Origin of the sequence: Amycolatopsis palatopharyngis (assembly GCF_003385185.1) — a bacterium.
GTDB classification, from domain to species: domain Bacteria; phylum Actinomycetota; class Actinomycetes; order Mycobacteriales; family Pseudonocardiaceae; genus Amycolatopsis; species Amycolatopsis palatopharyngis.
In genome coordinates this window covers 1-10,529 of sequence record NZ_PQHZ01000046.1, presented here as the reverse complement: position 1 = coordinate 10,529, position 10,529 = coordinate 1, and the positions used below count along the sequence as shown (strand labels likewise).

12 protein-coding genes are annotated in these 10,529 nt (G+C 67.2%); 8 read left to right on the top strand and 4 right to left on the bottom strand.

The features are described from left to right. Nucleotides 1–133: 133 nt before the first annotated feature. Nucleotides 134–1,051, top strand: a complete 918-nt coding sequence (locus D0C15_RS26595) for a trypsin-like serine peptidase (RefSeq protein ID WP_116050730.1) — start codon at nucleotides 134–136, stop codon at nucleotides 1,049–1,051. A 137-nt stretch (nucleotides 1,052–1,188) separates the two neighbouring features. Here the strand turns inward: D0C15_RS26595 and D0C15_RS26590 are convergent, their stop codons facing one another. The 3 genes from D0C15_RS26590 to D0C15_RS26580 all read right to left on the bottom strand — a co-directional run bounded on the left by D0C15_RS26590 (nucleotide 1,189) and on the right by D0C15_RS26580 (nucleotide 3,715). Further along, nucleotides 1,189–1,749, bottom strand: a complete 561-nt coding sequence (locus D0C15_RS26590) for an RNA polymerase sigma factor (RefSeq protein ID WP_162830265.1) — start codon at nucleotides 1,747–1,749, stop codon at nucleotides 1,189–1,191. A 558-nt stretch (nucleotides 1,750–2,307) separates the two neighbouring features. Beyond that, entirely contained in the window at nucleotides 2,308–2,775 is a 468-nt protein-coding gene (locus D0C15_RS26585; RefSeq protein WP_116050726.1) for a DUF6328 family protein, read from the bottom strand. A 10-nt stretch (nucleotides 2,776–2,785) separates the two neighbouring features. Next, complete coding sequence (locus tag D0C15_RS26580) at nucleotides 2,786–3,715, bottom strand: DMT family transporter (RefSeq protein WP_245976270.1); 930 nt, start codon at nucleotides 3,713–3,715, stop codon at nucleotides 2,786–2,788. 125 nt (nucleotides 3,716–3,840) lie between these two features. Here D0C15_RS26580 and D0C15_RS26575 point away from each other — a divergent pair, with 125 nt between their 5' ends. Further along, nucleotides 3,841–4,425, top strand: a complete 585-nt coding sequence (locus D0C15_RS26575) for a superoxide dismutase family protein (RefSeq protein WP_116050724.1) — start codon at nucleotides 3,841–3,843, stop codon at nucleotides 4,423–4,425. 81 nt (nucleotides 4,426–4,506) lie between these two features. Beyond that, nucleotides 4,507–5,661 carry a tRNA dihydrouridine synthase DusB gene (gene dusB, locus D0C15_RS26570; RefSeq protein ID WP_170161365.1) on the top strand — a complete coding sequence of 385 codons (1,155 nt, stop codon included), beginning with the start codon at nucleotides 4,507–4,509 and terminating at the stop codon, nucleotides 5,659–5,661. 139 nt (nucleotides 5,662–5,800) lie between these two features. On the opposite strand, the gene D0C15_RS26565 is transcribed toward dusB, so the two are convergent. After that, the gene (locus tag D0C15_RS26565) at nucleotides 5,801–6,151 is read right to left on the bottom strand and encodes a hypothetical protein (RefSeq protein ID WP_245976269.1); all 351 of its coding nucleotides are present in this window, start codon (nucleotides 6,149–6,151) and stop codon (nucleotides 5,801–5,803) included. A 263-nt stretch (nucleotides 6,152–6,414) separates the two neighbouring features. On the opposite strand from D0C15_RS26565, the gene D0C15_RS26560 reads away from it, so the two are divergent. The 5 genes from D0C15_RS26560 to D0C15_RS26540 all read left to right on the top strand — a co-directional run bounded on the left by D0C15_RS26560 (nucleotide 6,415) and on the right by D0C15_RS26540 (nucleotide 10,092). Beyond that, complete coding sequence (locus tag D0C15_RS26560; RefSeq protein ID WP_116050722.1) at nucleotides 6,415–6,903, top strand: NUDIX domain-containing protein; 489 nt, start codon at nucleotides 6,415–6,417, stop codon at nucleotides 6,901–6,903. Nucleotides 6,904–6,928: 25 nt separating this feature from the next. Beyond that, nucleotides 6,929–8,140 carry a helix-turn-helix domain-containing protein gene (locus D0C15_RS26555; protein WP_116050721.1) on the top strand — a complete coding sequence of 404 codons (1,212 nt, stop codon included), beginning with the start codon at nucleotides 6,929–6,931 and terminating at the stop codon, nucleotides 8,138–8,140. Between the two features lie 115 nt (nucleotides 8,141–8,255). Beyond that, complete coding sequence (locus D0C15_RS26550) at nucleotides 8,256–8,723, top strand: hypothetical protein (RefSeq protein WP_116050718.1); 468 nt, start codon at nucleotides 8,256–8,258, stop codon at nucleotides 8,721–8,723. Between the two features lie 34 nt (nucleotides 8,724–8,757). Continuing rightward, nucleotides 8,758–9,183 carry a hypothetical protein gene (locus D0C15_RS26545; protein WP_116050717.1) on the top strand — a complete coding sequence of 142 codons (426 nt, stop codon included), beginning with the start codon at nucleotides 8,758–8,760 and terminating at the stop codon, nucleotides 9,181–9,183. 111 nt (nucleotides 9,184–9,294) lie between these two features. Next, nucleotides 9,295–10,092 (top strand): GGDEF domain-containing protein, encoded by a 798-nt coding sequence (locus tag D0C15_RS26540; RefSeq protein WP_245976268.1) that lies wholly within the window; start codon nucleotides 9,295–9,297, stop codon nucleotides 10,090–10,092. The last annotated feature ends 437 nt before the right edge of the window (nucleotides 10,093–10,529 follow it).

Genomic DNA, 10,529 nt, shown 5'->3' with positions numbered 1-10,529 from the left:
GCCTGGACCAGGGAGTAGCCGAGTACCTCTCGCATTTCAAGTCTCCCGATCGTGTTGCTCGGCACCCTAGCTTTCCCCGCATCGCCGTCCACCCCTGCTCGGCGAGATCACGACAGTCGGGAGAGATCAACTGATGGCACGACCTCTCGTTCGTTCCCTGCTCGCCGCGGTAGTGGCAGCAGGCGCCTCGGTCACCCTTTCCGCCCCCGCGCTGGCCGCACCCGCGCCGGTCGCACAACCGCACACCGTGGCCCAGGAGGCCGCGACGACAACAGCCGAACAACACCGTGTCGACGCCTACTGGACCGCCGAACGCATGTCCTCCGCCGCGCCTGCCGAGACCCGGTTCGCGGGGAACAAGGCACAGGCGGGCGGCAACGGGAACGGGAAGGGCAAGAAGGCCGACACCGCCGTCCCGGCCACGCCACAACCGGAACTCGGCAAGGTGTTCTTCACCCTCGGTGGCACCGACTACGTCTGCTCCGGCACGGCCACGACGAGTGGCAACGCCGACGTCGTCACGACCGCGGGCCACTGCCTGAACGAGGGTCCGGGGGCGTTCGCCACCAACTTCGCCTTCGTTCCCGCCTACGACGAGGGTGCGGAGCCCTACGGCACCTGGACCGCCAAGGAGCTGTTCACCACCACCCAGTGGTCACAGTCCGGCGACTTCAACCACGATGTCGGCTACGCCGTGATGAACGAGAACTCCAACGGCCAGAGCCTTACCGATGTCGTCGGCTCCTACCCGATCGCGTTCAACCTGTCCCGCGGCCTGGATTACACCGCCTACGGCTACCCGGCGGCCTCGCCGTTCGACGGCCAGACGCTGTGGTCCTGCTCCGGCACGGCCACGCAGGACCGGCGTGGCTCCACGGACCAGGGTCTCAAGTGCAGCATGACCGGCGGCTCGTCCGGCGGCGGCTGGATCACCGGTGGCAAGCTCAACTCGGTCAACAGCTTCAAGTACACGACCGACTCCTCGACGATGTACGGCCCGTACTTCGGCGATGTCGCTCAGTCCGTCTTCAACTCGGCCGCGACGGCCTGACCTGACAGGCGGGCGCCGGCAGCCGGAGCCCTTGCTGGTCGACAGTGGACCAGGGTTCTCGCGATCGGCTCCCAATTAGAAGTCCCAGAAGGAAAGTCCTGGCGCGGCGCCCCTGCAAACGCCGCACCAGGACTTTCTCAGTCGCCGAGCACCCGGTCACACCGAGCCCGGCGGGCCATCAGCTCGCGCACCCTGCGTCGCGCGCGGCTGGCAATACTCTCCGTCGCCCTCCTGGTCGTCCCCAGTTGCCGGGCGATCTCGTCGTGGGAAACCCCTCGCTCCAGGTGTAACAGGACAAAGCGTTCCCGCTCACTCAAGCGGCCAAACCTGGCGATCAGCCAGCGTGCCTCCTCGCGACACAGCACTGTGTCCTCCGGGTCCTGCAGGGCCTCCAACGACGTTGGCAGTACCCGAGGATGCACCGCCGCCGCCTGAAGCGCCACCCGGCGCCGCAGATCGTCGACGCAGAGTCTGCGCGTGAGGGTCGAGAGAAAGCGATTGAGCAGGTCCCGGTCGAGGTCGCCGTACCCGGCAGCGCGCAGGAAAGCCTCGTGGACGATGTCCTCCGCTTCGGCCGCCACCCCGAACCGTGCAGCTGTCCGGATCAGACCTGAGCGAAGCCGTACGCATTCCTGCCAGAATTCTTCGGCCTTGTCCGAACCGAGCGTATCCGCACTTCTACCACCCCTGGTCGTCACTGTGTTTCCTTCTTCGCCCACCACGAATCGACCCACGGAATTCTTGGATCCTGCGGAAGGGCGCGCTCATCAGGCGCCGTTGTTCGTGCACCAACCTTGGCACCGCGGCGGATAGTCACGTACCGCCGTTCGTGGGAAGCCAGATGTTCGCATTTATCTCGCGGTGACCCTTGTCACTACGCAGCATTAGCCGTCCAGAACACATTCTTGGACGAAACGACCATCAAAGAAGCGAAATATTGCAAGTAGTTGGTTGAAGGGTAAAACGTGCTTCCCGAACCCGTCTCCCCAGCACACCTCCAGCCTGGCCTCCCCGACGACGTTTGCGCGGGTCGGCCGAGCAGGCCGGGCATCCAACACACGCGCGGGGTTGCCAGAAAAGACGGCACCATGGACTGCCGGGAAATCCTTCCCAACACCTGCGTGTCAGGGCTCACGAACTCCGATCTTCGGATTCCGGCAATCACTACTCGGCAGTAGAAAATCAATAACTCCCCGCCCGCGCGACCGCCCGAGAGTTACTGACGAAAGAACGGGAAGAACTGTGGCCGGGCAACCTCAGCGAGGATCGTGTTTGAGTATCCGAGCCGGAACGACGAACCAGACCGTCACGAACAACGCTCCGACAAGCGGGCCGAGGATCGCCATCGCCACGACCCCGAACACCACCTTGGCGATGAGTGCGACCGTCACCGTGACGGCGGCGGCGAGGCAGGCGAGCCCGCCGAGCACCAGCCGGTTACCAGCACGAAGGATGTCGTGCCGCCTGCCAGCGCGGAAAAGCACCCGGTGCCACGCCGCGGGCGCGGTGAGCAGTGCGGTGGCGACGGAGGTGAGCAGTACCGCCGAGATGTGCAGGGACTTCTCGAAGCCGCTCGCGTCCCGGAAGGTGCCCGTGAAAACGACCGAGAGCAGGAAACCGAAGAGGATCTGCACGCCGGCCTGTGCGACACGCAGTTCGCCGAGCAGCTCGTTGACGTTGCGAGTGAGCTTCTCGTTCTCCGACTCCGAATCCGACTCGCTCAGGGTGATCGCCTCATACCCGTTCGAGGGGCTGCTCCATTACGACGGTCTCACCCCTGGAGCGCTCGTGCCAGCCCAGCGCGGTGACCGCGCCAACAACGATCACCAGTCCCAGCCACTGCGTCACCGACATTTCGGCACCGAGGAAGGACACACCGATCAGCGCGGCGGTCACGGGGAACGCCAGCTCCGCGAGTGTCGCCCGCGCGGCCGGAGTGGCCCGCAGGCCGACGTAGTACAAGCTCAGCGCGAGCAGGCCCGGCACGAAGGCCAGCAGCAGCAGGCCGACCGCGTTGTTCCAGCCGGGGGCCACCGCATCGCCCTGCGCCCACAGCAACACCGCGGCCACCGGCAGCCCGACGGTGAACCGGAGCACGGTGACGTCCAATGCGGGCAGCTGCACCGACACCAGTCGGCCGAGGACGGTGCCCGCGGCCCACAGCGCCGCGGCACCGAGCGCCAGCAGCGCGGTCTGCAAGGCCGCCACCTCGACGTCGAACGGGTCGGCGAAGGCCAGCAGCCAGGCCCCCGCCACGGCGGGCACCGCGAACACTAGGTATCCGGGGCGCAATCGTTCACCGAGGATGAAGAACGCGGCGAGTCCCGCGAGCACGGGCTGCAGCTTCTGCAGGACGAGCGGGGTGACCGGATCGCCTGCCTGGAACGCCGCGGTGAACAGGGTGGTGGCCAGCGCGGAGGATCCCGCCCCGATCACCAGCACGGCGATCCACTCCCGCCGCCCGCACGCGCGCAGGGCCCGCAGCGCGCGAGGCACGAACGGCAGTAGCACCAGCACGATCAGCAAGTGCTCCCAGAACACCACGGTCGCGGCGGGCAACGCCTCGGCCAGGGGTAGCCGCAGCAACCCGTCCGTACCCCAGAGCGCCGCCGCGACGGCCACCAGCCAGGTCCGATCGGCAGGCTTACCCGCAGTCGAAGTCACGTCGTCAGCCTACGAGGCCACGCGGACCGCCCTCCCCGGACCGACCATATGATGAAACGGATTCACCATCCGATCGTGTGAAGGTACTGGCACGACAGTAGATAAGCGCGATAACAGGTGGAGACATGCGTCGCCGAATCGCCACAGCAACCGCCCTCGTCCTCGCGTCCGTCCCGGCCGCCCTGTTCAGCGGGGTGGGCAGCGCGGCAGCGGAACCGGCTCCCGCGCCCAGCGTGGCCACGGCGATCGGCACCTTCGGCGAGTACGAGCCGGACGCCACCGCCAGCACGTACGACACCGAACTCGTACCGGAGGGCGCGCGCGCCCACGTGTTCGCGCTGTCCGCTCCTGGACTGGGTACGAACACCGTGCTGTCCGTCTCCGGCCTGGTGCCGAACCGCGAGTACGGCGCACACGCGCACACCCGGCCGTGCGGAGAGACGGGGAAGGCCGCCGGGCCGCACTTCCAGCACGAGCAGGATCCGGTCAGCCCTTCCGTCGATCCCGATTACGCGAATCCGGACAACGAGATTTGGCTCGACTTCACCACCAACCGCAATGGCAGCGCCACGGAGCTCTCGAGCGTGGAGTGGCAGTTCGGCGAGCGGCGGCCGGCCTCGGTGGTCATCCACGAAATGCACACCCACACCGCCCCGGGCGAAGCCGGAGCCGCCGGTTCGCGGCTGGCCTGCATCAACGTCGACTTCTAGCGGCCGCGCAGCCGCGGGCCCAGTCGCGCTGCTGGGCCCACATCCGGGCGTGGGCGTGGATCACCAGCGGCAATGGTGATAATGGAGGGCGTGACCGCCACCCTGACGAAGCCTGCACTGCGAATCGGCCCCTACGAGGTCGATCCCCCGGTCGTGCTCGCACCGATGGCCGGCATCACCAATGTGGCCTTCCGCAGGCTGTGCCAGGAGTACGGCGCCGGTCTCTACGTATGCGAGATGATCACCGCTCGCGCCGTCGTCGAGCGCCATCCCGGCACGATGCACATGATGACCTTCGGCGAGGGCGAGTACCCGCGCTCGATGCAGCTCTACGGCGTCGACCCGAAGACGATGCGCGAGGCCGTGAAGATCATCGTCGGCGAGGGGCTCGCCGATCACGTCGACAGCAACTTCGGCTGTCCGGTGAGCAAGGTGACCCGCAAGGGCGGGGGCGCGGCGCTGCCGTTCAAGCGGCGACTGTTCGCCGAGATCGTGCGCGCGTCGGTGCAGGCCGCCGAGAGCGCGGGTGTGCCGTTCACGGTGAAGTTCCGCGTCGGCATCGACGACGAGCACCACACCTACCTCGATGCGGGCCGGATCGCCGAGGCCGAGGGTGCGGCCGCGGTTTCGCTGCACGCGAGGACCGCTGCCCAGCGCTACTCCGGTGCCGCGGACTGGAGCCATGTCGCCCGGCTCAAGGAAGCCGTCACGACCATCCCTGTGCTCGGCAACGGCGACATCTTCACCGCGGATGACGCGCTGCGGATGGTCGACCAGACGGGCTGCGACGGCGTCGTCGTCGGCCGCGGCTGCCTCGGCAGGCCGTGGCTGTTCGGCGAACTGGAGGCCGCGTTCCAGGGCAGGCCGGTCCCGGAGGGGCCGCCGCTCGGCGAGGTCGCGCGGGTGCTGCGCCGGCACGCCGAGCTGCTCATCGAGCACGACGGCACCGACAAGGCCCTGCGGGACCTGCGCAAGCACATGGCCTGGTACTTCATGGGCTTCCCGCTCGGCTCCGAACTGCGACGCGGCTTCGCGATGGTGTCGAGCCCGCAGGAGCTCGACGACCTGATCGGCAGGCTGGAGTCCGTTGGGCTGGAAACGCCGTTCCCCGCCGAGGGCCAGGGTCCCCGAGGGCGACAGGGCTCGCCGGGCAAGGTCACGCTGCCGCACGGCTGGCTGGACGACCCGGACGACGACTGCGTCCCCGAGGCCGAGGACATGCACTCCGGCGGCTGATCCCGCTGTCGCCCCCTGCGCGCGGGCGTCGTCGCGCGCATGATCCGGAGGCCGGGTGGGCACTCCTGAGGTGTGGAACCGCCACATCAGCGTTTCCCTTCCTGATGATTTCGGCTGGTGAGTGCTGTGGGCCGGATCGTCACCAGGCGACGCAGCTCGATCGAACCACGCAGCCCGCCGCGGGTCGCAGGACAGCCATCGGGGCGCGGGGGTGACCGGGCGGGTCGAGGGTCAGCACGGCCCGTAGCGCCCAGGCTGCGGAGGCGTGGTACTGCCAGGAGACGAAGTCGGGGGTGAACACGTCGGTGCCCGGGAAGGTCGGAACGCGATAAGCGCTCGCTTCGTCCTCACCGCGCAGGATCAGCACGTCGGCGCAGGTCGGCCACTGAAACACCGCCGCCACAAGGTCCGGGCCGTCGTGCGGGCCGAACACGTAGAGCACCCACTTCCGGCTCCGCAGTTCGGTCAGCAGCTCTACAACCTCGGCCATGAGCGGGGACACCTCGGGCGTTGGATGACTGCCGCAGCTCATGCTCGGTGCCCGGGCGAGATCACCTCCTTGGTTGCCGTCCCCAGTTGCGCCGTCACCAGTTGCGCCGTTGCCCTGTGTGCACCAACTCATGCGACCGAGCATCCTGCGTTCTGACCTGCGAGAACAGCGCCTTCCACCACGTGTTTGGCTCCCGCGATTACCCGTTCTGTGCGCCTCAGGCATAGAACGGAACGCGGGTCCGAGGCAGTAGGCTGCTGGACGTGGATTTGCTCCCGTTCGATGACTACGTGCGTTCGCTCAACCGCAAACGCATGTCCGCGGGAGTGGTGTTCTCCGATGCTGCCCAGAGAGTGCTGCTTGTCGAGCCGTCCTACAAGCCACACTGGGATCTTCCGGGCGGTGCTGTCGACGCCGAGGAGGCGCCGTGGACGACGGCTGCCCGCGAAGTCCGGGAGGAACTCGGTATCGACCGGCCTCCTGGCCGGCTTCTTGTGATCGATTACCTGTCTAGCGACGACCGGATGCCGGAAGGCCTGGCGTTCATCTTCGACGGCGGGACGATCACCGGCACACAGGTGGACGGCTTGTCCATCACCGACCCGGAGATCTTGTCGGCTGGGCTGTACACGCTCGATGAAGCCGCCACAAAGATCAAACCGTCGCTGGCCCTTCGACTGGCGGTGGCGATGAACACTGGCCCGGATGCCGGGCCAGCACTGTGCGAGAACGGCAAACGCGTCGCGGGATAGCCACACGGGCTGCAGGGGGAGGGGTATGACCGGCAATCCGTTTGCAGAAAACGTTGCCCGTATCCGCAAGGCACGTGACCTGTCGCAGGAACAGCTTGCCGAAGCCGCATCGGTCGGCGTCGACACGGTCGCTCGTATCGAGCAGGGCACCCGCACCAGCAGCAGACCAGCGACACTGCGCCGGCTCGCGGCAGCGCTCGGCGTCACCGTGGGCACCCTGCTCGGTCAGGCCACTGGCAAACGGCCGAGTGACCTCGACGCGACACCGCTGCGGCATGCAATTGCCGCATGTGAGCACATCCCCGGCCTGGACGACTTCGCCGAACCGCAGCAGGCCACCGGCCTGAACGCCCTTGCCGGGTCGGTGCATCGCATGTGGCGCGCGTACGTCGATGGCCGCCATGCGGAACTACTCCACGCGCTACCCGCTGTCCTGACCGACGCGCGCCGCCTGACCCAGGTTGCCACTGGGGACGAGAAAGCAGGCGCGTTCCGCATGCTCTCGACCACCTATCGGCTCGGGGCCGGGATGGCAGGGCGGCTCGGACTGGAGGACCTTGCCTGGTCGTCCGCCGAGCGCGCGCTCAAAACTGCCCGCGAGTCAGATGCCCCGGAGGTAGAGGCCGCTATCTCACTGCGCTACCTGGCGTGGACTCTGATCCGCCAGGGCAGGTTCGACGAGGCGGAACGAGTAGCCGTCGGCGCCGCGGAGCGACTCCAGCCCGCCATGTTCGATCGCGACTCCCTCCGGGGCGGTGTGTTCGGAAACCTGCTGTTCAACGCCGCCACCGCCGCCCTGCTCGCGGGCCGCGCCGACCGGGCCGACGACCTGCTCGCCGAAGCTCACGCCGCCGCTGTCCGCACGCGCAGGGACTGGGCCAGTGAAGCCGCGATCTTCGGGCCAAGGGTCGCGACACTGCAGCGGATCGACCGCATCGCTCGGACTGGCGACCCAGCGGAAGCGCTACACCTCGCCAAGACCGCGCCTCCGGCAAGCGGCGAGGTACCAGCGTTCTGGGAGGCCGGCCACCAGTTACGGCTCGCGGCAGCGGCAGCCGAGTTGCACCGTGACCGGCAAGCGCTCGATTTCCTGGCCGAAGCACGCGCTCTCGCCCCCGACTGGGCAAGATTCCAACCGCTCGGCGAAGCCACCATGCGACACCTCGTCGACCGGGCACCACGCCGCCGCGGTGCGCAGTTCTCACTACTTGCCGCCCACTACGGCATCGTGTCCTGAACAACTCGATCCACCATTCGCCCCCTGCGCGCGGGCGTCGTCGCGCGCATGATCCGGAGGCCGGGTGGGCACTCCTGAGGTGTGGAACCGCCACATCCGGAAAGGGGCTCGCCGCATGCCGCACTCGACCACCCTGAGGAGCACACCACGCTGGCTGGCCGTCGTGGTGCTGGCTCTGCTGCCGCTGTCGGTCGTGTCGGCGTGTGGAGACGACTCGGCGGGTCCCGACAAGCACGCCACGGTGCAGGACGTCACCGAGAACGAGAACCTCTTTCACGACGAGGAGTACATCGGGCAGCGGGTGACTGTCACCGCTGAGGTCACCGACTACATCGGGCCCTCGTCCTTTGTGATCGGCGGCCGTGACTACGGCGAGGCTCCCCTGCTCGTCCTGATGAAGCCCGGACTGGCCGACGTGACCAAGGGCGAGGTGGCGCACGTCACGGGCAAGGTCGAGCGGTTCACCTTCGCCGACTACGTCGATCTCTACGGCCTCGACGACGAGCGGGACTACGAGGCCTATCACGACAAGCAGGTCCTGATCGCCGAGGACATCCACCTCAGCACCCCGAGGATCGCCTAAAGTCCATCCGGTGCGGGTATGGGCCGGAGCCGTGATGAGCGTTGCCGTACTGCTGCTCACCGGCTGCTCGATCGTCTCCAGCACGGTGCCGGCACCCCGGGCAGAGACCGACACCGACCTGCTCAACCGCTATTTCGCCGCGTTCAACCAGGCGGCGGACCAGGGATCGAACGCCCAGTTCGCGTTTCTCCGCAGCACCCAGCATCCCGACTTCGCGGATCGGATCTGCGGGCTCGACGGGCTCACCCTCGACATCTATCCGGCCATGTCCTCGGCCCGCCCGGACCCCGGCTGGGCACCCGAAGGGGCGAGTTCTGTTCGTGGAACCGTTTACGTCGTCGGCGTCTCGCTCACTGTCCGCCGAAACGGGACCCTTGTCGGCGAGCAGATCGGTTCCCAACGGGTGGCGATACTCGACCGAAGGGCGTACGGCTTCGCGCCTTGTTTGAACGCTCCGTGACAAACCAGTAACTCGTCGTCCAGTTGAGCGATCTTCGTCTTCCGCGCGTCCGGATCGCTCAAGGATTCCCTCCTTCCAGACGAAGGGACTTCAGTGACGGAGGTGAACGTGGTGTCACAGGACAGTGCCTCGCTCCGCGCGAGTGAAGCCGACTCCGCGGATCTGCTTGCCGTGCACGAGTCGATCGCGGGAATGTTCGCGACCCAGGGCAACTGGCGCAGGGCGTACGAGCACCTGCGATGTGCCTACGACCTGGCTCGCGCCGAACCGCGGATCCCGGACCAGTTCCGCCTCGAGGTCGAACGGTTGCGGCGCGAGCGCGCCCAGGCAAGGGAAGAAAGTCTGACCGATGCGCTGACGGCCACTTACAACCGGCGCTACCTCGACCATCGGCTGACCGGATTGCGCACCGAGGGCAGGGCGCCCGCGATCGCACTGGTCGACCTCGACCTGTTCAAGGCGGTCAACGACACCTTCGGCCATCGGGTCGGCGACCAAGTGCTGCAACGGGTGGTAGCCCTGTTGCAGCAGAGCCTTCCGCCAACTGCCTTCTGCGCTCGATACGGCGGCGAGGAGTTCGTCCTGGTATTGCCCGACACCAGCGCGGGAGCGGCCATCGCCCTCGCCGAACGGGCCCGGCTGCGCGTCGCCCAGCACGATTGGGAGCAACTCTGCCCAGGACTGAAGGTGACAATCAGTATCGGTGTCGCACTGCAACCGGAAACGCTGCTCGACGCCGAGGACCAGTTGTTGGAAGCGGATTCCCTGCTCTACGCGGCGAAGCGTGCCGGGCGCAATCTGGTCGCATACCGACGGTACGGAACTGTCCGTATTGTTCGCACACTCCGTAACGCCACTCCGGCAACAACCCGATGTGAGGGCACATATTCATCACCCGATCGTGGCTGAGTCGCACTGAGGTCAACCCTGCGTAAAAAAGTCACGGGATGGTGTCGTCACGAACGGCCGGTATCCGTACGATAACGAATGCCACCGCCCCGGCGATCAGGCAGTGCAGAATGCGTGCGATCCGGCGCACCCGTACAGGAATGCCCGAACACTGATTCGACATTCGTACGAGGCCGCCATGAGAAGCGAAGGGAGACCCGGTGCCAGACGACCACGGCGCTTCCGGCACGGGCCCTTCAATCAACAATCCAGATGATCCCGGGGAGTCCACCGGCCGCAGGTCGGGCAGACGTCGCCGATCAATGGACACCTACGGTGGCATCAGCGTCTCCGAGGTGATGGCCCGCAGCACCGGACAGCCACGGCATGCGGCTCCCCAGCCGGAGACGCCACCCCCACCGGCGCCCACTCCTGCCCAGGAACAGCCACGCCCGCCG